The sequence below is a fragment of the Plantactinospora siamensis genome (genome assembly GCF_042434095.1).
Taxonomy (GTDB): Bacteria; Actinomycetota; Actinomycetes; order Mycobacteriales; family Micromonosporaceae; genus KBS50.
Genome location: NZ_JBHLUE010000002.1, coordinates 236,722 through 260,458 on the forward strand (window position 1 = coordinate 236,722; position 23,737 = coordinate 260,458).

19 protein-coding genes are annotated in these 23,737 nt (G+C 71.8%); 10 read left to right on the forward strand and 9 right to left on the reverse strand.

The features are described 5' to 3' along the window. Window positions 1–381: 381 nt before the first annotated feature. From ACFFHU_RS02660 to ACFFHU_RS02675, 4 genes are all read left to right on the forward strand, one after another. Window positions 382–2,907 carry a putative bifunctional diguanylate cyclase/phosphodiesterase gene (locus ACFFHU_RS02660; RefSeq protein ID WP_377335271.1) on the forward strand — a complete coding sequence of 842 codons (2,526 nt, stop codon included), beginning with the start codon at window positions 382–384 and terminating at the stop codon, window positions 2,905–2,907. Window positions 2,908–2,929: 22 nt separating this feature from the next. Continuing rightward, window positions 2,930–4,669 (forward strand): glycosyltransferase 87 family protein, encoded by a 1,740-nt coding sequence (locus ACFFHU_RS02665; RefSeq protein ID WP_377335272.1) that lies wholly within the window; start codon window positions 2,930–2,932, stop codon window positions 4,667–4,669. Beyond that, window positions 4,590–4,988: a TFIIB-type zinc ribbon-containing protein gene (locus tag ACFFHU_RS02670; RefSeq protein WP_377335273.1), complete on the forward strand. Its 399-nt coding sequence runs from the start codon at window positions 4,590–4,592 to the stop codon at window positions 4,986–4,988. Before ACFFHU_RS02665 ends, ACFFHU_RS02670 begins: the two co-directional genes overlap by 80 nt. 67 nt (window positions 4,989–5,055) lie before the next feature. After that, window positions 5,056–5,733: a maleylpyruvate isomerase N-terminal domain-containing protein gene (locus ACFFHU_RS02675; protein ID WP_377335275.1), complete on the forward strand. Its 678-nt coding sequence runs from the start codon at window positions 5,056–5,058 to the stop codon at window positions 5,731–5,733. A 67-nt stretch (window positions 5,734–5,800) separates the two neighbouring features. Here the strand turns inward: ACFFHU_RS02675 and dnaB are convergent, their stop codons facing one another. Then, entirely contained in the window at window positions 5,801–7,210 is a 1,410-nt protein-coding gene (gene dnaB / locus ACFFHU_RS02680) for a replicative DNA helicase (RefSeq protein WP_377335277.1), read from the reverse strand. A 398-nt stretch (window positions 7,211–7,608) separates the two neighbouring features. On the opposite strand from dnaB, the gene ACFFHU_RS02685 reads away from it, so the two are divergent. Next, window positions 7,609–9,243, forward strand: a complete 1,635-nt coding sequence (locus tag ACFFHU_RS02685; RefSeq protein ID WP_377335279.1) for a hypothetical protein — start codon at window positions 7,609–7,611, stop codon at window positions 9,241–9,243. 91 nt (window positions 9,244–9,334) lie between these two features. Here ACFFHU_RS02685 and rplI read toward each other — a convergent pair whose 3' ends face one another. The 4 genes from rplI to rpsF all read right to left on the reverse strand — a co-directional run bounded on the left by rplI (window position 9,335) and on the right by rpsF (window position 10,993). Beyond that, on the reverse strand, window positions 9,335–9,784 hold the full coding sequence (rplI, locus tag ACFFHU_RS02690; protein WP_377335281.1) for a 50S ribosomal protein L9: 450 nt from the start codon (window positions 9,782–9,784) through the stop codon (window positions 9,335–9,337). 14 nt (window positions 9,785–9,798) lie between these two features. Continuing rightward, window positions 9,799–10,038, reverse strand: a complete 240-nt coding sequence (gene rpsR, locus ACFFHU_RS02695) for a 30S ribosomal protein S18 (RefSeq protein ID WP_007073789.1) — start codon at window positions 10,036–10,038, stop codon at window positions 9,799–9,801. A gap of 43 nt (window positions 10,039–10,081) precedes the next feature. After that, window positions 10,082–10,624, reverse strand: coding sequence for a single-stranded DNA-binding protein (locus ACFFHU_RS02700; RefSeq protein ID WP_377335283.1), 543 nt, complete (start codon window positions 10,622–10,624; stop codon window positions 10,082–10,084). A gap of 78 nt (window positions 10,625–10,702) precedes the next feature. Continuing rightward, on the reverse strand, window positions 10,703–10,993 hold the full coding sequence (gene rpsF / locus ACFFHU_RS02705) for a 30S ribosomal protein S6 (RefSeq protein ID WP_095567421.1): 291 nt from the start codon (window positions 10,991–10,993) through the stop codon (window positions 10,703–10,705). 765 nt (window positions 10,994–11,758) lie between these two features. Here rpsF and ACFFHU_RS02710 point away from each other — a divergent pair. Together ACFFHU_RS02710 and ACFFHU_RS02715 are read left to right on the forward strand one after the other, a co-directional pair. Further along, window positions 11,759–12,532, forward strand: a complete 774-nt coding sequence (locus tag ACFFHU_RS02710) for a deoxyribonuclease IV (RefSeq protein ID WP_377335285.1) — start codon at window positions 11,759–11,761, stop codon at window positions 12,530–12,532. An 8-nt stretch (window positions 12,533–12,540) separates the two neighbouring features. After that, entirely contained in the window at window positions 12,541–14,904 is a 2,364-nt protein-coding gene (locus ACFFHU_RS02715; RefSeq protein ID WP_377335287.1) for a hypothetical protein, read from the forward strand. 109 nt (window positions 14,905–15,013) lie between these two features. Here ACFFHU_RS02715 and ACFFHU_RS02720 read toward each other — a convergent pair whose 3' ends face one another. The 3 genes from ACFFHU_RS02720 to ACFFHU_RS02730 all read right to left on the reverse strand — a co-directional run bounded on the left by ACFFHU_RS02720 (window position 15,014) and on the right by ACFFHU_RS02730 (window position 20,453). Continuing rightward, window positions 15,014–16,717 (reverse strand): glycosyltransferase family 87 protein, encoded by a 1,704-nt coding sequence (locus ACFFHU_RS02720; RefSeq protein WP_377335289.1) that lies wholly within the window; start codon window positions 16,715–16,717, stop codon window positions 15,014–15,016. Window positions 16,718–16,878: 161 nt separating this feature from the next. After that, entirely contained in the window at window positions 16,879–19,791 is a 2,913-nt protein-coding gene (locus tag ACFFHU_RS02725; protein ID WP_377335291.1) for a transglycosylase domain-containing protein, read from the reverse strand. 197 nt (window positions 19,792–19,988) lie between these two features. Next, on the reverse strand, window positions 19,989–20,453 hold the full coding sequence (locus ACFFHU_RS02730) for a DUF5318 domain-containing protein (protein WP_377335293.1): 465 nt from the start codon (window positions 20,451–20,453) through the stop codon (window positions 19,989–19,991). Window positions 20,454–20,639: 186 nt separating this feature from the next. Here ACFFHU_RS02730 and ACFFHU_RS02735 point away from each other — a divergent pair, with 186 nt between their 5' ends. The 3 genes from ACFFHU_RS02735 (at window position 20,640) to ACFFHU_RS02745 (ending at window position 23,193) form a co-directional block, all read left to right on the forward strand. Then, window positions 20,640–21,320, forward strand: coding sequence for a PadR family transcriptional regulator (locus tag ACFFHU_RS02735; RefSeq protein ID WP_377335295.1), 681 nt, complete (start codon window positions 20,640–20,642; stop codon window positions 21,318–21,320). 38 nt (window positions 21,321–21,358) lie between these two features. Next, window positions 21,359–22,438, forward strand: a complete 1,080-nt coding sequence (locus ACFFHU_RS02740) for an inositol-3-phosphate synthase (RefSeq protein WP_377335297.1) — start codon at window positions 21,359–21,361, stop codon at window positions 22,436–22,438. A gap of 164 nt (window positions 22,439–22,602) precedes the next feature. Next, a complete protein-coding gene (locus ACFFHU_RS02745) occupies window positions 22,603–23,193 on the forward strand; it encodes an NUDIX hydrolase (RefSeq protein ID WP_377335299.1) in 591 nt (196 codons plus the stop codon). Between the two features lie 15 nt (window positions 23,194–23,208). On the opposite strand, the gene ACFFHU_RS02750 is transcribed toward ACFFHU_RS02745, so the two are convergent. Continuing rightward, entirely contained in the window at window positions 23,209–23,688 is a 480-nt protein-coding gene (locus ACFFHU_RS02750) for a methylated-DNA--[protein]-cysteine S-methyltransferase (RefSeq protein ID WP_377335300.1), read from the reverse strand. Between the last annotated feature and the right edge of the window lie 49 nt (window positions 23,689–23,737).

The following is a 23,737-nucleotide window of genomic DNA, read 5'->3' on the forward strand; positions in this document are numbered from 1 at the left end:
ACGCCCATAATGAGCAGCGGAACGGCCGTGCGCCCGCCTCCCTATCCGAGCGGAGCAGAAGCCCTCGGTAAACGTCCGTAATGGCCACCGTGATGCTCGCGTGCCGACGCCGGAAATAGACTCACCGTTTTGTTCTGAGCGCGTTCGGTGACGATAAGCCGGCCAATCATCGGATTATGCGCAATACGACATCTCTCGGGTGCAATCGGACCCGAGTTGGCCTAGCGTCATGGTCATCGGGATAACGGCGGGCACCGCGAAGGTCCGCCAAGGGGTCGACCAAGAGGGAGTAGCCATGCGCGGCAGCAGCTGGGAGTGAGAGGGTACCGTCGCCCCCGCAACGGGGCGTAGGCTGCCTGGTACGCCTCTTCCTGGAGAGTCATGGCAGGACAGCCGCGACGAAATCATGAGACCGATCGGCAACTCGCGTTGCCTGTCGGTCTCGTCGTCGTTCTTGCCGCCCTCGTCCTGGCGGTGGCCGTGCAGTCGGTGGTCCGGGACGAGATATCGGCGCACGACGGGCAAACCGCCGCGATACTGACATTCCTGGTTATTCTCGGAATGACGACCGCCATCCGGATCCGAATCCGCTCGACCACCCAGGCGATCCAGTGGTGTGACGTGGCGATCATCATCGGGCTTGCGGTAGCACCGCCCGCCACTGTGGTCGTCTGTACCGCGGTCGGGGTGACGACCGCATATCTGATTCGTCGCCGAGCGTTCATCAAATCCGCCTTCAACGTGGCGAAAGAAACGGTCCTTGCCGGGGCAGCCTGGTTGCTGTTGCACACATTGGGCTGGAATGCACAATCGGCCCGAACGCTTCGTGAAGTTCTGCTGCCACTTCTCGTGGCCTACTGCCTCCTAGTCGTCCTCGACGAGCTGGTAATGCTGCCGGTTATCGCGCTCGACACCGGCACGCCGCTGCTCGACCTGCTGCGAGCCAACCTTGGGCTACGCCTCGTCAGCGCGGCGGCACGGCTGCTGCTGATCATCGTGACGCTGCTCATCTTCCGGCTCGATCCCCGGCTGCTGCTGGTGATACCCCCGCTGGTGCTGAGCCTGCATCTCGCGTACGCGGGCCGGCTCCGCTCCCGCGAGGAGCGCCAGGCCTGGCAGCGGCTCGCCCGGACGACCGACGCGCTCAACGTGGTGGACCCCGACCTCGTGCTGCGGACCGCGGTGGCGCAATCGGCCGAGCTCTTCTCCGCCGACGAGGTGGAGGTCGAGCTGTTCGGGGCGGGCCGGCTGATCCGCGGCGACACCGAGTCGATCACCTACGACGGCCCCATCAGCGGCGCGCCCGAGACCGCCGACGTGGTGATCCCGGCCGCGCTCACCCGGCACGACGATCACGAGGCCGTCGGCGAGGTGCGGCTGCGGTTCCACGGGCCCGTCAAGCTCTCCGAACGGGAGCACTACACGCTGCGTACCTTCGCCTCGGCGCTGTGCACGGCGATCCGCAACGCCGACGCGTACGCCGAACTGGACCGGGTGGCCCAGGAGCAGGCGCACGCGGCCACCCACGACGCCCTCACCGGGCTGCCCAACCGGCGACACCTCATGGACAGCGGCAACGAGGTGCTGCGCCGCCAGCACGCGGACGGGGTGGTGGCCCTGCTGCTGATCGACCTCAACCACTTCAAGGAGATCAACGACACGCTCGGGCACGCCGCCGGCGACCGGGTGCTCATCCAGGTCGCCGACCGGCTGAGCTCGGCCGTACGCGACGAGGACCTGGTCGCCCGGCTGGGCGGTGACGAGTTCGCGGTGCTGTTCCGCGGCCTGCCGGCCCCCGCCGTCGCCGCGCACCGCGCGGAGACGCTGTTCACCGCGTTGCACAAGCCGTTCGACCTGGACGGCATGCGGATCAGCGTGGAGGCCAGCGGCGGCATCGCGAGCGCCCCCAACATGGGCGGGATGGCCGAACTGCTCCGCCGCGCGGACGTGGCCATGTACCAGGCCAAGCGCACCGGCCGGCGGATGACCACGTACCTTCCCGCGCAGGACACGGCCGACCTCGGCCGGCTGGTGCTCGGCGGCGACCTGCCGCGGGCGGTGGCCGACGACGAGTTCACCGTGACGTTCCAACCGATCGTGGAGCTGAGCACCGGCGAGGTGATGGCCGCCGAGGCGCTGGCCCGGTGGCAGCACCCGGTGCACGGGACCATGGACCCGCTGCGGTTCATCGACGCCGTCGAGCGGTCCGGCCTGCTGCCGGCGTTCACCGAGGCCGTGCTGGACCAGTCGCTCATGGCGGCCCGGAGCTGGCGGGAGGCCGGCTTCGACCTGCCGGTCGCGGTGAACGTCTCGCCGCGCAGCCTGCTCGACGCCCGCTTCCCGGGCGCGGTGCTGGCCCGGCTCCGCACCCACGACCTGCCGCCGGACGGCCTGATCCTGGAGCTCACCGAGACGCTCGCGCTCAGTCAGCTCGAGGTTGTCGACCAGGTGCTCAACCAACTGCGCGACGAAGGCGTACGGCTGGCCCTGGACGACTTCGGCACCGGATACTCCTCGCTGTCCATGCTGTCCCGGATACCCGTACACGAGCTCAAGATCGACCGTGAGTTCGTGATGGCCATGGAAAACTCGGCCGAGGCCGCCGCGGTGATCCGCTCGACGGTCGACCTCGGCCGCAGCCTCGGCCTGGTGGTGGTGGCCGAGGGCGTCGAGAGCGAGCCTCAGCGGCAGGCCCTGTGGGAGCTCGGCTGCGCGGCCGGCCAGGGGCACCTCTTCGCCCGGCCGATGGCGGCCGGGCGCCTGCTCGGGGCGCTCCAGCAGGGCGCCGAGGGCCGGCCGGGCACCCTCGCGCCGCCGCTGCACGAGGCCGGCTCGGTGATCCGGCTGTCGCCCAGCCGGCGCGGCGGACCGCGGCGCCAGGACAGGCTGCCGCACCTGCCCGCGTGACCGCCCTGGCAGACTGGCGGCCATGACCCGAGCCGCCGACCGGGACGCCGGGCCGCCGCCGATGCGTCCGACGCCTGTCGGTCCGGCGCCTGTCGGTCCGCCGCCGGTCGGGCCGCCGCCGGTCGGGCCGCCGCCGGTCGGTCCGGCGCCGTCCCCGGTTGGTCCGCCGCGGTCCGCGCACCGGTTCCTGACCCGGGTACGCCGGCGCGACGGGCTCGTCGGGGACCTCGTTCTCTATCTCGCGTCGGTGCTCTTCGCGGCCTGGACCGCCGCTGCGTCGACCCTCGCCCCGCACCGGGCCTGGGGCGCCCTGGCCGTCCCCGGCTACCTGCTGGCCAGCCTGGCCGTGCTGGCGCAGCTCGCCGCCCGCCACCGCGCCGCCGGCGCCCGGTGGACCGGCACCCGGGCCCGGGCCTGGATCGCCGGCACCGCCTGGGCGTTCACGGCCGGCGCGCCACTGGTCGTCGAGGCGGCTCAGCGGGCCGCCGGCCGGGGCGACCGGGCGCAGGAGGAGGTGATCGTGGTCGAGCAGGCCGGCCACCGCCTGCTCGAGCACGGAACTCCGTACCTTTCCCGGGACGCGATCGCGGCCCTGCCACTGGACGAACGGCTGCTCGGCTACCTGCCGTACCAGCCGGGGATGGCGCTGTTCGGCCTGCCTCGCGCGCTCGCCGGGGCCGCCTGGTGGACCGACGCCCGGGTCTGGTTCGCGGCCGTCACCGCGCTGACGGTGCTGGCCGCCGCGGCGCTGGCCCGGCGCGGCGCGCCGAACCCGGGCTCGACGCCGGACCTCCGCGCCACACCAGACCTCGGCCCCACGCCGGACCTCGGCCCCACGCCGCCGGGCCTCGGCGCGACGCCGGAGGTCCGCGCGACGCCGGACCGCGACGCCGCGCCGGACGTCGACGCGATGTCGGACCTCCGCGCCACGCCCGACCGCGACGCGACCCCGGGCGGGGCCGGGCCCGAACCGGCGGGCGCGCTCCTGCGCGCGGTGCAGCTCAGCACCGTCCTGCCGCTGTCGGCGCTCACCATCGCCACCGGCGGAGACGATCTTCCGGTGCTCGGCCTCTGCCTGCTCGCGCTCGCCCTCTGTGCCGCGCGCCGTCCCGGCGCCGCCGGCGTGGCCATCGGCATGGCCGGGGCGCTCAAGCTGTTCGCCTGGCCGGTCGCCGCGGTCCTCATTGCGTACGCGGCCACGAGGGGACGCGGCAGCCTCCTCAGAATGACGGCCGGCGCGGTCGGTCTTCCCGTGCTCGCGGTCCTGCCGGTCCTGCTCATCGACCGGGCCGCGCTGATCGAAAACGTGCTTCGCTTCCCGCTCGGGCACGGCCTGGTCACCAGCCCCGCCCAGTCGCCGCTGCCGGGTCACCTCATCGCCACCGCGGTGCCCGGCGGCCGGCTGATCGCCGCCGGGCTGCTGGGGGCAGCCGCCCTGGCCATCGGCGTGCGGCTGCTGCGCCGTCCGCCCCGCACGGCCGCCGCCAGCGCCGCCATCAGCGGGTACGGCCTGCTCGCCGCGATGCTGCTGATGCCCAGCACCCGGTTCGGCTACCTGTTGTATCCGGTGGCGTTGCTCGGCTGGGCGGCGGCGTTCGCCGGGGCCAGCCCCGCCCGGGGTCGCGCAGCCGGCCACGGCGCAGCTGGCCGGCCGGGGTGCGCGGGTTCGCTACCGTCGGGTGATGCAACCCTTGACGTGCCCGAAATGCCGGGGCGCCATGCGCCAGTACGAGCGCAGCGGCGTGACGGTGGATCAGTGTGACGAGTGCCGCGGCATCTTCCTCGACCGGGGTGAGTTGGAGAAGCTCTTCGAGGCTGAGACGCAGTGGAATAGCCAGCACGCCGCGCCGCCGCCCGGCGTACCGGGACCGCCGCCGCCCGTGAGCCCGCAGCCGGGCTACGGCGCCCCCGGCCAGCCACCGCCCGGGTACCCACCGGCCCCGGCCTACCCCCCGGGCCCGGCGTACGGGTCCGGTCAGCACCCGGGCTATCACGGCCACTACCGGCAGAAGCAGCACGGCTATCACGGCCACTACCGACGGAAGCGGCACCAGGGATTCCTCGGCCAACTGTTCGACTGACCGAGGTGGCCGGCCCACGCCGGCCGCCGGTGTGCCCCCGGGGCCGGCATGTGCGACGCTGATCCGCATGCCGGCCACCGCGACTCCCGCCGAGCTCGACAGCGCCTACGCGGGAATCACCGCCGCGGTGCGTGACCTGAGCGACGAGGACCTGCAACGGCCGACCCGGTGCCACGGCTGGGTCGTCGCCGACCTGCTGTTCCACGTGTTGTGCGACGCGCGACGCGCCCTCGTGGCGCTGGCCAGCCCGGCCGACGGGCCGCCGGATGTGGACGCCGTGAGCTACTGGGCGGCGTACTCGCAGGAGTGGTCGGATGCGGCCGGCCGGCACGCGTGGTGGGCCCGGCGGTCGGCCGCGGCCTTTGACCGGCCGCGCGGGATCGTCGACGTCTGGTCCGACACGGCGCCGGCGACCGCCCGCGCCGCGACCCGGTGGGGACCGGAGGACCTCGTCACCACCCAGGGCCACGTGCTGACGGTGGCGGACCTGCTCGGCACCCTGGTCACTGAGGCGGTCATCCATCACCTGGATCTGACGGTCGAGCTTCCCGGGGCGCCGCCGCCGGCGTCAGCGGCGGTCGCGGTGGCGACGGCGACCATGGACGGGCTGCTCGATGCCGGACCGGTGCCGGACCGGTGGACGCCCACCGGCTACCTGCTCAGGGCCGCCGGCCGTGAGCCGCTGGACGCGGACGACCGGGCCGCGCTGGGTACTGTCGCGGACCGGTTTCCGCTGCTGCGCTGAACCGTACCGGCGCTGCGCGCGATCTGTAGGCAACCGCCCGCCGGGCAGGGAGCCCCGCCAGCCGACCTCAGACGATGGCCATGTCCACGAAGCGGGACAGGTGCAGTTGGGCCGCGACGGTCACGGTGTCGGTCGGGCCGTTTCGATGCTTGGCCACAATGAAGTCGGCCTCGCCCGCCCGCGGCGACTCCTTGTCGTAGTAGTCGTCCCGGTGCAGAAGTATGACAACGTCCGCATCTTGCTCGATGCTACCTGATTCACGCAAATCGGACAGCTGCGGGCGCTTGTCGGTCCGCTGCTCCGGGCCTCGGTTCAGCTGGCTGACCGCGATGACCGGACACTCGACCTCCTTCGCCAGCAGCTTGAGGCCCCGGGACAGCTCGGCCACCTCCTGCTGACGGCTCTCGACCCGCTTGGGTGAGCTCATCAGCTGCAGGTAGTCCACGACGATCATCTTCAGGTCGTGTCGCTGCTTGAGCCGGCGCGCCTTCGCGCGGATTTCCATGAGGTTCATGTTCGGCGTGTCGTCGACGAACAGCGGCGCCTCGCTGATCTCGCCCATGCACCGGGCCAGCTTGGTCCAGTCGTCGTCGGACAATTGCCCGCTGCGCAGCACGTGCAGCGGCACCCGGGCCTCGGCCGAGAGCAGCCGCATGACGATCTCCACCTTGCTCATTTCCAGCGAGAAGATGGCGGCCGCATGATTAGCTCTAATAGCCGCATTTCGGGCAAAGTCCATCGAAGCGGTACTTTTACCGAGCCCGGGTCGGCCGGCCACGATGATGAGCTGACCGGGGTGGAGTCCGTTGAGCAACCGGTCCAGGTCGGTGAAGCCGGTGGGCACGCCGGTCATCACGCCGCCCTGAGCGCCGACCGCCTCGATCTCGTCGAGGGTCGGTTGCAGCATGTCGGCGAGCACGGCGAAGTCCTCGCTCACCCGCCGTTCGGTGACGTCGTAGACGGCCTGCTGGGCGAGGTCGACGACGTCGTCCACGTCCCGCCCGCCGCCGGAACCGGAGCCGTATCCAAGTTGGACGATGCGGGTGCCGGCCTCGACCAACCGGCGCAGCACCGCCCGCTCGCTCACGATCCGCGCGTAGTAGGCGGCGTTCGCCGCGGTCGGCACGGCGGCCATGCAGGTGTGCAGGTAGGGCGCCCCACCGATCCGGGCCAGCTCGCCCGAGTCGGCCAGCGCCGCCGCCACGGTGATGGCGTCGGCCGGCTCGCCCCGGCCGTAGAGGTCGAGAACGGTGTCGAAGATGGTGGCGTGCACCGGTCGGTAGAAGTCGCCCGGCTTGAGGATCTCGACGACGTCGGCCACCGCGTCCTTGGACAGCAGCATGCCGCCCAGCACGCACTGTTCGGCGGCGATGTCCTGCGGAGGGGTCCGGTCGAACTGACCGTCGCGCTGCGGGGGCGGCGTGGACGGTTGAACCGCGGGCCGGGCATCCGGGCGCGTCTGGTCGTCGATGGACACCGCCTCCCCCTCTCAGCGCTCCGGTGGTACCCGTCGAGCTTGCCGTCCGGGTCCGACAACTTTGATCGCCGTGGTCACGGCGGGGGGAGTCTCCGTGTCCGGCGCCCGAGCAACGATACGTACCCGCCGGTCGGTGACTCAAATGGCCCGGTGGACGAGCCTTGGGACAACCTGTGGACAGCCCGCCCCTAGTTGTGCGCAGTCCTGTGCACAGGGTGTGGATATCTTCTGGGGATTAGCCGGGGGATGCGCCTTGAGCTGCGGAAACACGATCCCCAGGCTGTGGAGGAAAAAAGTCCACTGGGTGAGTTGGGCCGAGTGTGCCGTACCATCGACGCCGAGAAGTCTGCTCGACACTTGATTGCACGTTCGATCCCCGGAAAGGGAATTCTCCGGCCGTGGACTACCGGGACTGGGGGAGCGGTGAGCTCTCCCGGCGGGTGCGCCAGCACGACGCCCGGGAGGGTGGGCTGTCCGACGCTCCCGCGGAGGAGGGTGCACGCCGGGCCGGCCGGCGCAACCTGCATTCCGCCGAACGGTATGTCCCGGCCTGGGCCCGCGACGACGCCGACATCGCCGGCGGCGGGCGGCATCGCCAGGAGGATACGGACGAGGCGCCACCGGCGCGCCGCGCACGGTGGCAGACGGCGACGGAAACCACCGGCGGCTGGCAGCGGGAACCCGAGCCGAGCAGTTGGACCGGCCGGGTGCCCCGGCAGGCGACGGGCCGGGAGCCGGTGTCGCCGACCGGCGCGGGCTGGGGCCAGCAGGAGACGCGGAGCGTCGGGCGTCGGCGTGCCCGCGAGGATGACGACCGGGGTGGTGCGCACCGCGCGTCGCCGGCCGAGGACCGGGATCGGCCCTATTCGGCGCAACCGGTCACCGGGGTGGGCGGTTGGGAGCCGCCGACCAGCACCGGGGGCTGGGGACGCGGCGGCGGTACGGGCTGGGAGGATTCCACCAGTGCCGGCAACTGGGCGGCCTCCCTCGGCGCCGACCGGCGGACCTCGCGGCCCCCGGGGGATTCGCGCTCCGGCCGGGAGGGCCGGGGGCGGGATTCCCGGCGGGACCCGGCTACGGACTGGGAGCGGTCGCCGGCCGTCGACCCATGGGCGCGGCCGGACGACACCTCCACCAACATCCGCCGCTGGGATCAGGCCGCCGGCGATTTCACCGCGAGTGAGCCCCGGAGCGGCCCGGCGACCGGGGGGCGATCGATCGGCCGCGCCACCCCACGCAGCCCCGAGACGGACGGCCCCGAGCAGCGGTACGGCCGTCGGGACACGTTCTGGTCCGGTACGCGGTTGGCCGGTGACGATCCCCGCTGGATGGACACCCCGGCCGCGGCGCCCAGCTCGCCGGTCGTCGGATATCCGCGACCCGGGCTCGGCCAAGCGCCCCCCGCGCAGCCCCCGGGGTTCGAGTCGGCCGGTACGGGCATCGCGAGCGCGCCGGCGCCGCGCGGCCTCGGCGGCCCGGCGACCGGCCGGAGCGGCGCGGGCAGGTCCGCCCCGGCGCGACGCGGAGCCGTCTACGGCGGCGCCGGACGCCCGGCCGCGGCCGCGACGGCCCCCCGCGGTACGGCGACGGCGAGCCGGAGCGCCGCCCGACCGGCGCAGTGGGGCGCGGCGTCCGTCGGGCTGAGCCGGATGCCGGCCCGGCTGGATTCGGGGCTGTTGATCGACGGTGACCGGGGCAGCATGTCCGGTGCCCTGCTCTGCACCGTGGCCTGGTACGCGTTACCGGTGCTCGTGCTGTTTGGCTGGCTGGTCACTCTGGACGGAAGTGTCCCGGATGGCTGCGTGACCGACGTGACCGGCGGGGGGTGCCAGTCTCCGCGTACGCATGCGCTGGTCTCGCTGCTGGCCGGGGTGCCGCAGTTCGGTGCGGCGCTGCTGGCCAGCCTGGTGGTGGCCGTGCTGCTGCGCCGGGCCAGCGGCGCGTGGCGGTCGGTGACGGTCGGTCTGGCCGCGGCCGTCGTGGGGGGCGGGCTGTCGACGGTGCTCTTCACCGCGCTGAGCGGCACCGGCTGAGCCGGGCACGTTCCCGGACGACGCGGCGCCGGCGGCGGACACGACGACGGGGTGCCGCGCCCAGTGGCGCGACACCCCGTCGTGGTGGTGCCTACTTGCCCGGTACGACGTTCAGATCGAACCGCGCGCTGACCTCCGGGTGCAGCCGCACCCGGACGGCGTAGGACCCGACCGCCTTGATGTGGCCGGGCATCTCCAGCCGGCGGCGGTCCAGGACCGGTCCGCCGGCGGCCTTGACCGCGTCCACGACCTCGGCCGGGGTGACCGAGCCGAAGAGCCGGCCCCCGTCGCCCGCCCGGGCGCTGAGGTTGACCTTGAGGCCCTCGAGCTGGCCCTTGATCTCGTTCGCGTGGTCGAGGTTCCGCACCTCGCGGGCCGAGCGGGCCCGGCGGATGACGGCCACCTGCTTCTCGGCGCCCTTGGTCCAGGCGATCGCGAAGCCCTGCGGGAGCAGGTAGTTGCGCCCGTACCCGTCCTTGACCTCGACGATGTCGCCGGGCTCGCCGAGGCCGGACACCTCCTGAGTGAGGATGATCTTCATCGTGGTGCCCCCTCTCAGCGGGCCGTGGCCGTGTAGGGCAGCAGGGCCATCTCGCGGGCGTTCTTGACCGCGCGAGCGATCTGCCGCTGCTGCTGGGAGGTGACTCCGGTCACCCGCCGAGCGCGGATCTTGCCGCGGTCGGAGATGAACTTGCGCAGCAGCGCGGTGTCCTTGTAGTCGATGTAGGTGATCCCGTCCTTGTCGAGCGGGTTCACCTTCTTCTTCGGCTTGCGAAGTGCCGCAGCCTTTGCCATTGCTCTTGCTCCTGATAACAGATCCGGACGCCTCTCGGCGCCGTCAGAACGGGGGCTCGTCGTCGAAGTTTCCGCCCGAGCCGGACGAGGAGGGTGCGGCCGTGGCCCACGGGTCGTCGAAGTTTCCGCCGCCGCGGCTCTGGCCACCGCCGCCGCCACCACCACCGTTGGAGGCGCCGAACCCGCCGCCGCCACCACCCGAGCGGGACATCTTCTGCACCTTGGCGGTGGCGTACCGCAGCGAGGGGCCGATCTCGTCGACCTCAAGCTCGATGACCGTACGCTTCTCGCCCTCGCGCGTCTCGTACGAGCGCTGGCGCAGCCGACCCGAGACGATGACCCGGGCACCGCGCTGCAGCGACTCGGCCACGTGCTCGGCCGCCTGCCGCCACACGGTGCAGGCGAGGAAGAGCGGCTCGCCGTCCTTCCACTCACCGGAGGCCTTGTCCATGAACCGGGGCGTCGAAGCGACCCGGAACTTGGCGACGGCCGCACCGGAAGGGGTGAAACGCAACTCGGGGTCATCGGTCAGGTTGCCGATGACCGTGATGGTGGTGTCTCCTGCCATGACCATCTCCTCGCGCACGCATCAGTCTCGTCAGCAAGGCTGCCAGAGCCCTGTGACAGTGCCGGTGCGGCTGATCCGGACGGACCGGTTACGCGCTCAGCGCGTCTCCGGACGGATGACCTTGGTACGCAGCACCGACTCGTTGAGTCGCAGCTGCCGGTCCAGCTCGGCCACCGCCTCAGGCGAGGCCTGGAGGTCGATGACGGCGTAGATGCCTTCGGCCTTCTTGCTGATCTCGTACGCAAGGCGCCGGCGGCCCCACACGTCGAGCTTCTCCACCGAGCCACCCGCGGTCCGGATCACGTTCAGGTACGTGTCGAGCGACGGGGCAACGGTGCGCTCCTCGAGACTGGGGTCGAGGATCACCATGATCTCGTAATGACGCAAGACGTTCTCACCTCCTGTGGGCTATGCGGCCACGGTCCTTCCGTGGCAGGAGGTCGTGCGTCGTCGTCCGGGACCGGGGGAACGGACCACCGGCACACGGACAACCTGACCAGGATAGCCGCCCATCCGTGGATCGCCACCGCCAGGGCCGCGGCACGCCGTCCGCCCCGGTCCCCCTGCCGCGATCTTGCGCTTTCGGTTGAGGATCGGTGAAGAAGGTCCGTCATGCCGGCGCAAGCGGCACAAGATCGCCGAGCTGGGTGGACAGGCCGGGCCGGCCGGAGCTGTGGCGTGGCCGAGCGGGCTGGCGAGCCTGGGTGAGTGGGGGTGGACAGGACGACGGGCTCCTGCCCGACTGGTGCGGGAGGAGCCCGTCGGCGACCGGTCCGTGGCGACGGACGGCGCTGAGCCGCGGGGCGCCCCCGTCCGCATTCCTTGGGTGGGACCTGGGGAGGAACGACCACACCGATGAGGTTGGACGGTTGGCGCCCCGCGGAGCCGGTGTTTTCTTGTCTAAAGCCAAGATAGCAGTAATTTGCACCTTGAGTGGTAATCGCCCGAATTGCTCCGGAAATTTCTTCCGGAGCCGCTATCCGTGGCGGGCGGCCCGCCAACCGAGCCGGCCGGCACGGAGCCGACCTGTACGCAGCCGCGGACGCGCCGATCCTTCATGCCCACACAACGAAACGCCGGGGCGCCGGTGACGCGCCGCCGCCGTGGGACGCCGCCACCCGGATGTCGGCCTCGGGACGTAGGCTCCCTTCCATGCGTATCGGAGCCCACGTCGACGCGACCGACCCGCTGGGGGCGGCAGCGGCCCGCGATGCCGAGACCGTCCAGTTCTTCCTGGCCGATCCGCAGGGTTGGAAGGCGCCGCAGCCACACCCGGACGCGGACCGGCTCCGCGGGTCCGACATCGACGTCTATGTGCACGCGCCGTACGTCATCAACGTGGCCACGCTCAACAACCGGATCCGGATCCCGAGCCGCAAGCTGCTGGTGACGCACGCGACAGCCGCGGCCACGGTGGGCGCGAAGGGCCTGATCGTGCACGGCGGGCACGTGAACGCCGGCGACGACCTGGCGGTCGGCATCGACAACTGGCGCAAGACCTTCGCGTACGCCGCCAAGAGCGGCGGTTTCGCGACGCCGGTGCTGATCGAGAACACGGCCGGCGGCGACAACGCCTGCGCTCGGCGGTTCGACAACCTGGCTCGACTCTGGGACGCGGTGGGCGAGTTCGACGTCGGCTTCTGCCTGGACACCTGCCACGCGCACGCGGGCGGCGAGGATCTGCTCGACATCGTCGACCGGGTCAAGGCCATCACCGGCCGGATCGACCTCATCCACGCCAACGACTCCAAGGACGCGTTCGGCTCCGGCCGTGACCGGCACGACAACCTGGGCAACGGCAAGATCGACCCCGAGTTGGTCGTCGCCGCGGTCCGTGCCTCGGGCGCCCCGGTCGTGGTCGAGACACCGGGCGGTGTGGACGGACAGCGGGCGGACATCGCGCTCCTGCGCGGGGCCGGACGGTAGGCGGCACGATGAGCACCGATCAGTCCAGCGAAGCCGAGACGTCGCCCCGGCCAGCAGGTCGGTCCAGGGACGCGGAGCCGTCCCCCGGGCCGGGCGCGGGCAGCCCGGACATCCTTGCGGGGCAGGATCCGCCCACCCCGGCGCCCGCCCCGGCGCCCAACCCGGACGGCTCGGCCGACCCGGCGCGAGCCCCGCACGGCGGCTCGGGCGACCCGGCGCCAGCCCCGCACGGCGGCTCGGGCGACCCGGCACCCACCCCGGGCGGCTCCGCCGAACGCGCAAGCAACGTCACAACCGCCGCCGGGCCGGCAAGCACCGTCGGCGACTCCCCCGACCCCGTGACCGCCGCCGGCGAGCCGGCGCCGAAAGGCGCGGCATCCACCGCCGGAGGCGTACCGACCATCGATGGCGATCCCGACGACCGCGCGGTGCCCGAGAAGACCCCGGCCGGCACGGCCGACCCGGTTGACCCGAGCAGCGCGGCCGAGCCGCCCAGCCCGAGCAGCGCGGCCGAACCGGCGAGCCCGAGCGGCGCGGCCGACCCGAGCAGCGCGGCCGAGCCGGCCGACTCGGCCGAGCCGGGCGGCGACACCGGTTCCGGCGACCCGTGGGCCGCCTTCGGCCCGGCGGGCGAGGCGCGGCCGAGCCGGGCCGGTCGGGTGGCCCACGCCGTCTATCGCTTCCTCGTGCACGAGTGGACCCTCGCCGCGCTGGCGAGCCTTGTCCTGGCCGTGGTGATGACCTGGCCGACCCTGCGCTATCCGCTGCACACGATCCCGCAGGACATCTGGGACCCGACCCTGCAGGCCTGGCAGATGGCCTGGTCGGGCCACGCCCTGCTGCACGATCCCGGTCAGCTCTGGCAGTCCAACACCTTCTACCCGGAGCCGTGGAGCTTCGCGTTCTCGGACACGCTCCTGGGTTACGCCCCGGCCGGGATGCTCGGCACGGGCCCGGTGGCCGCCCTGCTGCGGTACAACATCCTGTTCGTCCTGGTCCACGCGCTGGCCACGTTCGGCGGGTACGCGCTGGCCCGCCAGCTCGGCGCCGGGCGGATCGGCGCCGCGGTGGCCGGGGCCAGCTACACCTACGCGCCGTGGCTGCTGGCCCAGGACGGTCACCTGCACGTGCTGTCCAACGGGGGCATCCCGCTGGCCTTCGCCATGCTGGCCCGCGGGCACGGCTGGTCGTTGCGGCGCGGATACCGGCCCGAGCGGCGGAACGCCGGTTGGGCGGTCGCCGGCTGGCTGGTGGCAAGCTGGCAGATCACCCTGGGCTTCGGGATCGGCCTGCCGTTCGCGTACGTGCTCGGGCTGGTCGTGCTGGTCTCGGTGGTCGTCTGGTACGTGCGGCGCTTCACCGGCGCGGGCCGGCGGCCGTTCGGGTGGCGGCTGCTGGGCGCGGACCTGGGCGGCGGTCTGGTGTTCGCGGCGACCGGCGCGCTCATGTCGATCCCGTTCTTCAAGGTCGCCGAGCTGTACCCGTACGCGAAGCGCTCGCTGCCCGAGGTCGACCTGTTCTCGCCGCCGGCGGACGGCTTCCTCATCGCGCCCGCCGAGTCGCGGATCTGGGGCGCGGCGCACGAGCAGGCCCGCGCCGCGCTGCCGTGGCATCCCGAGATGACGCTGCTGCCGGGCTTCATGCTGTACGGGTTGGCGCTGGTCGGCCTGGTGTTCTCGATCTGGACGGTCCGCCAGCGGCTGTTCCTGGCGGCCGGCACCGTGCTGGCCCTGCTGCTGGCCATGGGCACCAAGTTCCACGGCGGCCGGTACACCTACGTGCCGCTGTTCGAGCATCTGCCCGGGTGGGACGGCCTACGCACCCCCGGCCGGCTGATGCTCTGGACCACGCTGCTGCTGGGCTTGCTGGCCGCCGGGGCCGTGACGGCCCTGTGCGTCCGGGTCCGAGAACTCGCCGCGCACCGCGTGCCGCCCTGGCCCGGTCCCTGGCTGCGGCTGGTCACGCTGGTGCCGCTGGCGCTGGTGCTGATCGAGGGATTGAACGTCACGCCGCACCCGGTCGTGCCGGAGCAGCCGGACGCTCTCCGCACCCTGGACGGGCCCCTGCTGGTGCTGCCGAGCGACCAGTCCACCGACCAGAACGTGATGCTCTGGACGACCAGCCGGTTCCAGCCGGTGGTCAACGGCGGCAGCGGCTTCACGCCACAGGCTCAGCAGGCCACGCGGGACGTGACGAAGAGCTTCCCCGACCCGAACAGCGTCGAATACCTCCGCGGCATCGGGGTGCACACGGTGGTGCTGCTCCGCGACCGGGTGGCCGGCACGCCGTGGCAGACCACCATCGACCTGCCGGTGGACTCGCTGGGCATCCAACGCCAGGACGTCGGGAACGTGGTGGTCTACCGCTTCTGACGGCCACGCGGTCGCAGCCCGCGGGGGTTCAGGGCTCGGCCGTGGGATTCCGGGTCACGAAGCAGGCGCCGAGGGCGCCACCTCACGCGCTCAGGTTGCGACCGGGGGCTCAGGTTGCGACTGCGGGCTCCCGGTGGATCCCCTCCGCGCCCCGACCGGTCAGCCAGGTCGCGTCCGGGGCGCCGTCCAGGACGCCGCCGTCCGGGTCGTCTGCGTACGTCTGCCGCACCGCGTCCTGCTCCGGATGCATGATCTCCCGCACCACGAACCCGCACAGCACCGCAACGGTCACCAGCCGCAACGTCGAGGCCAGCACGAACACGCCCTCGGGAAAGACCGGTGTGCCGGTGGAGGTGCCCAGCAGTTCGCCGTAGAAGGCAACGAAGTAGCAGACCTCGGCGAACTGCCAGGCGAGGAACGCCCCCCAGCGCGGCCGGGCCAGCACGGCCAGCGGCAGCAGCCACAGGGTGAACTGCTGCGACCAGACCTTGCTGAAGATCAGGAACGCGGCCACCACCAGGAACGCCAGTTGACCGAGCCGGGGGCGGCGGGGCGCCCGGAACGTCAGCACGAGGATGCCGACGCAGGCCGCGCCGAACAGCAGGTACGACACGGTGTTGAGGGTCGGGATGTGCCCGCTGAGCCACTGGAACGGGCCCTGCTGGCCGGGCTGCCCGGAGCGCCACTTGCCGTCCAGGTAGCGCCCGATGTACCAGAGCGTGCCCCAATCGACGGCCCGGGTCTGGTTCAGCTCGAAGAACCGCCACCAGTTCTTCGGATAGAGGATGGCGATCGGCAGGTTGACCACCAGCACGGTCGCCACCGCGGTCGCCACGGCGATCAGGGCGGCCCGCAGCCGGGCGGCCCGGAAGGCCAGCACCAGGATCGGCCCGAGCAGGAAGATCGGCCACAGCTTCGCGGCCCCGGCGAGCCCGAGCAGCAACCCGGCGAGCGCGGGCCGGCGACGGGCCCAGGCGTACAGGCCGAAGGCGCCGATCCCGATGGCCAGCAGGTCCCAGTTGACGGTGGCGGTGAGCAGCAGCGCCGGGGAGAGCGCGAACATGGCCGCGTCCCAGGGTCGGCGGCGGCGCAGCGCCAGCAGGACGCCCACGGTCGCCACGGCCAGCCCGGACAGCACCAGGGCGTTGAGGTTGTAGAACCACTGCCCCTGGTTCAGCGCCGGCCGGTCCACTCCGAGCGCGTGCACGGGCAGGCCGAGCGCGCCCATGAAGTACCCGGTGACCACCGGGTACTCCACCGCCTGGTCCCGGTAGGGCACCTTGCCCTCGTTGAGCCCCTCGGCGTAATAGAGCGCCAGCACGTCGGTGTAGCAGAAGTCCTTGTACTGGATGTTGTTCTGCCAGGCACCGTTCTGGCACGGCGACTTCTGTACCCAGTGCAGGGCCAGGACCAGGCAGGCGAGGGCCAGCACGATGCGCGCCGCCGTCCAGAACCGCCCCGTGCCGCCGCCGGCCGCACCGACGGCCGGATTGGCATGCGAGCCGAGCGGGCCGCCGATGGCCTCGGACAGCCCTCGGACCACCCCGTCGGACCGGGACGGGTAGTCGACCCCGGCCGGGTGCCCACCGACGGCAGCGGGCGCCGGATAGCTGGCGTCACCGGCGGCGCGGGGCGGCGGTGCCGCGGGCGCGTCGGTCTCCACCGGCGACGTGCCGCCGTCGGCGTCCGCCGCTGGCGTGGACGGATCGACCTCGGCCGGCTGCCTGCTGGCATCGGCCTCCGCCGGCTGCGTGGTGCCGTCGGCGTCCGCCGACGAGGGCGTGCCGCGGCGGGCGGCGGACTGCGGGCTCATGAACAGGCATCCTGCCGTATCCGCCCGCGCTTCGCGCGCACCTTGGTGGTACGTGTCCGCACAACGGACGCTGGCCCACCGATCGACCGACGGCACCGATGACAAAGACGCTGGTAAATGTAGCGGCGGGCCGGTCATGGACCGGCCCGCCGCTGGCACTCCTAACCGCCCGGGTTCGGTGGCGGCGGTCCCACGCCCGCGCCGTTTCCGTTGCCGCCGTTGCCGTTGCCATTGCCGTTGCCGTTGCCGTTGCCGAAGGGGAACGGGTTGTTCGGGTTGGGCAGGCCCTGGCAGGCCGGGTTGTTCGGGTCCGGGTTGTTCGGGTCCGGGCAGGTCGGCGCCGGTGGCGGCGCCGCCGGGGCCTTGCCGTCGCCGGCGTTCGGGTCACCCAGCTCGACCGAATCGTGGAAGGCCACCGGCTGCTCCCCCTTGAGAGCGTCGTCCATGTACCGCTCCCAGATGTCACCGGCGAGGTCCTTGCCGTACATGTCCTTACCGCTCCTGGTCTTGAGCGGCACCTGGGCACTCTTGTTGCCGACCCAGACCGCCGTGGCGAGCTGCGGCGTGTAGCCGATCATCCAGGTGTGGGCGTTGCCACCCTTGTCAAGTTCCCAGGTGCCGGTCTTGGACGCGGACGGCCTGCCGTTGTCCAGGTTGTGGCCCACCCCCGTGCCGTACTTCTTGAGCACCCCCGTCACGGCATCCGTGACCTCGGCCCGGATCCGCCGCTGCGGCTTGAGCTGCTCGCCGCCCTTCTTCACCCACTGACCGGTCTCCTGGTCCTGCTGCTCGACCGAGAGCACGAAGTGCGCCTTGTTGTAGACGCCGCGGTTGGCGATGGTGGCCACTCCGTTGGCATGGTCGAGCACGGTGATCGGGAACTGGCCGAAGGCGACGTGGTTGTCGATCAAACAGCCATGGTCAGCTTGGCAGCCGTCCTTGGTGGTGGCCGCCTGCTTGACGTCGGTCTTGGTCAGATCGATCTGGCGGTAGGCGCCCTTGCTGTCCTGTCCCCAGATCATCCCGATGCCCGCGGCCTTGGCCATCCCGAGCACCTTGTCGGCGCCGATCTTCTCGGAGATCTTGTAGAACGGGACGTTGTACGACTTCAGCGTGGCGTACTCCAACGTGCAGTATTTGCCGCCGTTCGGGCACGACAACCTGGCGCCCTCGAAGCCGTTGCGGATCGGTTCCTTGACGCCCTTTGGCTTGTAGTCGGTGGCGTCCCAGTGCGACTGGGTGGAGATGTTGTTGTCGACCGCCGCCGCCAACGTGTAGATCTTGAACGACGAGCCGGGGGGATGACCGCCGCTGAGCGACCCGTCCTTCTCGGTATTGACGCCCGCATAGTCGGTGCCGGTGCCGTCGTCACCGCCGTAGTAGGCCAGCACTCGGCCGTTGGTCGGGTCGATCGAGGCCATCGCGGCCATGATGTTGGAGCGTTGGTCGTGCACCAGGGAGTTCTTGTCGGCGCGGCGCGCGGTCTCCTCGGCGTCCTGCTGCATCCTCATGTTGATCGTGGTCTTGATCCGCAGGCCGCCGTCCTGCAGCGCGTCCTTGCAGGTCGGCTTGCCCGACCCGTCGTCGCCGTTGTCGGTGCAGATGCCCATCTGCTTCAGCTCGGCGGCCACGTAGTTGACCACGTTGCCCCGCGGGGTGTTCAGACCGACCGACCCGTTGCTGGCCGCCTTGGGCTTGAGCACCGACGGGTACTTGGCCGGCCGCTCCTGCGGCTTCATCCAGCCCTTGGTGACCATGCCGTCGAGCACGTAGTTCCAGCGGTCCAGCGCGCCCTGCGGGTTGTTCGCCGGGTCATACCCCTTGTGCGTGGCGCTCGGCACCGGCTGCTTGATCACGCCGGCCAGCACCGCACCCTCGGCCGGGCTGAGCTTGTCGACCGACTTGCCGAAGTACGCCTGGGCGGCCGCCTCGATCCCGTACGCCCCGCGACCGAAGTAGATCGTGTTCAGGTAGTGCTGCATGATCTCTTCCTTGCTGAACTTGTCGTTCAGCTTGGAAGCCATGATCGCTTCCTTGACCTTCCGGGAGTACGAGTCGTCCTGGAGGCCCTTGTACGCGTTCCGGGCGTACTGCTGGGTGATGGTCGAGGCGCCCTGCTTGTCGCCGCCGGTGAAGTTGTTCCACGCCGCGCGGACGATGCCCAGGTAGTCCACGCCGGAGTGCTCGTAGAACTTCCGGTCCTCGGCCGAGGCAACCTCGTTCTGGACGAACTTCGGGATCTTCTCGATCGGGACGATGACCCGGTTCTCCTCGCCCAACCGGGCGATGACCGTCTTGTTGTCGCTGGCGAACACCGTGGTGGGCAGCGGCAGCTTGACGTCCTGCGGCAGCACCACGGTGGTGGAGTAGTAGGTGCCGACCACGACACCGAGCCCGGCCAGCATGATGAAGACGGCGAACGAGGCGATGATCCAGTTCAGCCGCTTGCGCTTCTTGGCCCGCAGCGCCGCCTCACCGGACTTCCGACCCGGACCGGTTCCGCCCGAACCACCCGGCCCGCCGGGGCCGCCCGGCCCGCCAGGACCGCCGGGTCCGCCCGGCCCGAAGCCGGCCGGGGAGACCGGCGACACCGAGGCCCGACCGACGGTGGCCCGACCGGCCGCGCTCGCCGCGCTCGCGGCGCCGACCGACGCCGCGCCCACCGACGCCCGGCCGGGGGTGGCGCGGCCGGCGGCCCCGCCGTACCCGGCGGCGCCGTAGCCGGCGTCCGCGCCGTAGCCGCCGGGGGCCGGGGACACCGGACCGGGCACCGAGGCCCGACCGACCCGGGCCCGGCCGGCCGGGGCCGAACCGGCGGCGTCGGCCGAGCCGGTCGCCCGGCCCACCGAGGCTCGTCCGCTCGGCGCGGCGCCGCCGGACCCGCCGGTCGGCCGGGCGGAGCCGCTGGCGCCGGACCCGCCGGTCGGCCGGGCGGAGCCGCTGGCGCCGTACCCGCCGGCGCCGGGGCTGCCGGCGGCGTCGCCGGACAGCCACCGGCCGTCGGCCGGCCCGGAGTCGCCGGGGCCTTCGTGGTCCCGACCGCGCGCGGAACTGGGATCACCGTACGAGTTCATCTGTCACACCCTGCCGGTCGCGGTGGTTGGGACGGACGCCACCACCGGGTTGCCGTGAGTTGAAACACGCGGATGACCGCCGCCGATCCGGCGGCGATCATCCGCGGTAATTCCGATTTTCCCGACTCGTCCCGGAAGGGACGGTCCACTGTCTCCGAATTCGTACGCCGTCATGGGCGCCAGCCGGAAACCTTCGGTCACCGTTGCGCTCCACGTCGTCGACGCCCCGACCCACCCGAGGCACCGCCCGCCGCCTCGGCCAGTCGTTCGCCCACCGCGTCCTGCTCGTCGCCGACCAGGCCGTCCCGACCGAGCAGGTACTGCTCGACGAGATGGTTCCAGTCACAGGCCCGGCACACCTCCACCACGAAGACCTGGAACTCACTCAGCGTCATTGCCAGCACCGGCAGCTCCGCGAGGGTGCGGGCCTGCCCGGCCGACTGCTTGAGCTCGTCGCCATAGATGTAGTGAACGTGCGTCAGGTTCTCCCGACGGCAGATCGGGCAGAGCTTCTCGGTGGGCTCGCCGTGGAAGCGGGCAGCGTTCTTCAGGTACGGCGAGGCGTCGCACACCTCGTACGTCCCGACCCGCCCGGAGAGCACGCCACGCAGCACCGCTCGCTTCTGAAGCGAGTAGTCGACGACCTGGCGCTGCGTACGCATGCGCGCAAGGGTACGCGGTCCCGCCCCGGGAGGCGACCATCGTCACGGTGGGTGGCCGTGTCCCTGCACAACTGGGATTTGCTCCCGCCGCCGATCGTGGCTACGGTGCGATGTATCGGTCCGATACATCGTCGGGTTACCGGACGGATTCCGCGGGTATACCGGGGTGGTGGGGGAAGGAGAGCCATGCTTGAGCTCGCCGTCCTCGGGCTGCTTCAGGAGTCGTCGATGCACGGCTACGAGCTGCGCAAGGAGCTCACCGCCAAGCTCGGCGCCATCCGGGCGGCCATCAGCTATGGATCGTTGTATCCCACGCTGCGCCGCCTCCAGGCGGAGGGTCTGATCGCTGAGGCGACCGACACCCCGCCGGCCAGCCCGGACGAGGTCCCGGTGCTGACCAGCCGGCGCGGCCGGGTGGTTTACAAGATCACAGCGGACGGCAAGGAACGCTTCGCCGAACTGCTCGCCCAGGCGGGCCCGGAGACGTACGACGACGCCGGGTTCGGCGTGCACTTCGCGTTCTTTGCCCGGACGGACCAGGCGACCCGGCTGCGCATCCTGGAGGGCCGCCGTCGCAAGATCGAGGAACGTCGCGAAGGGCTGCGTGACGTGCTGAGCCGGGCGGCTTCCCGGCTCGACTCGTACACGCTGGAGCTGCAGCGGCACGGCCTGGACGCCTGCGAGCGCGAGGTTCGCTGGCTGGAGGAACTCATCGCGAACGAGCGCTGCGGCCGGTCGCCGGACGCCGGAGGCCGGGGCAGCGAGACCGGGGGCCCGGAGAAGGACACCGGAAGCCCGGACAGATATGACGACAACCCGAGTACGCCCGGCGCCGGCGCGCCGAGGGGCGAGCAGGAGCGGACGTGAACAACACGTCCGTGAATAACAAGAAGGAGGCAAGACCCATGGGCTCCGTCCGCGTCGCCATCGTCGGTGTCGGGAACTGCGCCTCGTCCCTCGTGCAGGGCGTGGAGTACTACCGCAACGCCGACCCGAACGACCGCGTCCCCGGTCTGATGCACGTCAAGTTCGGCGACTACCACGTCTCGGACGTGGAGTTCGTCGCGGCGTTCGACGTGGACGCCAAGAAGGTCGGCATGGACCTCGCCGAGGCGATCGTCGCCAGCGAGAACAACACCATCAAGCTCTGCGACGTACCGCCGACCGGCGTGACCGTGCAGCGCGGCCCGACGTACGACGGTCTCGGGCAGTACTACACCGAGATCATCGAGGAGTCCGGCGCTGAGCCGGTCGAGGTGGCCCAGGCGCTGCGCGACGCGCAGGTCGACGTGGTCGTCTCCTACCTGCCGGTGGGCTCCGAGGAGGCCGACAAGTTCTACGCGCAGGCCGCGATCGACGCCGGCTGCGCGTTCGTGAACGCCCTGCCGGTCTTCATCGCCTCGGACCCGGTCTGGGCGCAGAAGTTCGTGGACGCCGGCCTGCCGATCGTCGGCGACGACATCAAGAGCCAGGTGGGCGCCACGATCGTGCACCGGGCGCTGGCGAAGCTGTTCGAGGACCGCGGGGTCGAGCTGCTGCGGACGTACCAGCTCAACTTCGGCGGAAACATGGACTTCATGAACATGCTGGAGCGCACCCGGCTGGTCTCCAAGAAGATCTCGAAGACCCAGTCGGTCACCTCGCAGATCCCGCACGAGATCAACAAGGGTGATGTGCACATCGGCCCGTCCGACCACGTGCCGTGGCTGGACGACCGCAAGTGGGCGTACATCCGCCTGGAGGGCCGCTCGTTCGGCGACGTGCCGCTGAACGCCGAGCTGAAGCTCGAGGTGTGGGACTCGCCGAACTCGGCCGGTGTGATCATCGACGCCGTCCGCGCCGCCAAGATCGCGCTGGACCGCAAGATCGCCGGCCCGATCCTCTCGGCGTCGTCGTACTTCATGAAGTCGCCGCCGGAGCAGTACGCCGACCACGAGGCGCACCAGGCCGTCGAGGACTTCATCGCCGGCAAGGTCGAGCGCTGAGCCTGCATTGACCGCGCCGTCGGGGTGCGGCGCCGGCGTTCGCCGCCGGCACACCCCGGCGCCGGCTGCGCGCCGGCGAGGGCCGGGTCCGCACGGACCCGGCCCTCGCCGCGTTCCGGCGCGCCATCCGGGAGTACGCGCCGACCACTTGGACACTGAGCGAGATGATCTCCGCGACCGAGGTGACCGGCACGGTCACCGCCTATCTGGATCGGTACCCGGACGAGCGCTCCCGGCTGGCGCCACTGCTGGCCGCGCTCGAGCAGCCGGCCGACCTCACCGCCCGGCACACCGTCCCCGGTCACCTCACCTGCTCGGCCCTGCTCGTCGACCCGCGGCGACGGGTGCTGCACATCCGGCACGCCACCCTGGGCCGCTGGCTGCCGCCCGGCGGCCACCTGGAACCGGCCGACGACGGCCTGCGGACAGCCGCGCTGCGCGAGGTGGCCGAGGAGACCGGGATCCCGGCCGAGGTCCCCGTGTCGCTGGGTGACCTGCCGCTGAACCTGGACGTGCACCGCATCCCGGCCAATCCGGCCCGGAACGAACCGGCACACTGGCACTTCGACGCCTGCTTCGCGTTCGCGCTGCCCGGCCCCGTCGTGCTCACCGCGCAGCCCGGCGAGGTCACCGGCTTCCGCTGGCGCCCGATCCGCCGGCTGCGGCCGGCCACCGTCCGCGCCAAGCTGCTGGCCGCCCCCGGCCTGCCCGCGCGAGGCGTTAAGCGGGGACCCTTCCTATACAGAAAGCGATAACAAGGGGCCCTTCCTTCAGGCCCAGGCACGGCGGAAGGCGACCGCGGCCTCGATTTCCAGCAGCCGCCGCTTGCGGTCCAGGCCGCCGCCGAAGCCCACCAGCTTGCCGCCGGCGCCCACGATCCGGTGGCAGGGCACGATGACCGGCAGCGGGTTGCGGTTGCACGCCACCCCCACCGCCCGGGCCGCGTCCGGCTCGCCGATCCGGGCGGCCACCGCGCCGTAGGTGCTCGTTTCCCCGTACGGGATCAGGGTCATCTCCCGCCACACGGCGCGCTCGAAGTCGGACCCGCCGGTCACCGCGGTCGGGACGGTGAACTCGGTCAGCTCGCCCGCGAAATACGCCAGCAGCTCGGCGCGGACGGCCCGCAGGTGCGGGTCGGTGGGCTCGGCGACCGCATCCGGCACCCGGCCGAAGTGCGCCGCGCGAACGCCGGTGGCGTCGGCGCCCACCGAGAACTCCCCGATCGGCGAGTCGAGCACGGTCCACTCCATCCCACCATTCTTCCTCCCGTACCCGGGAGCGTCCCCCGCGAGCCCGCCA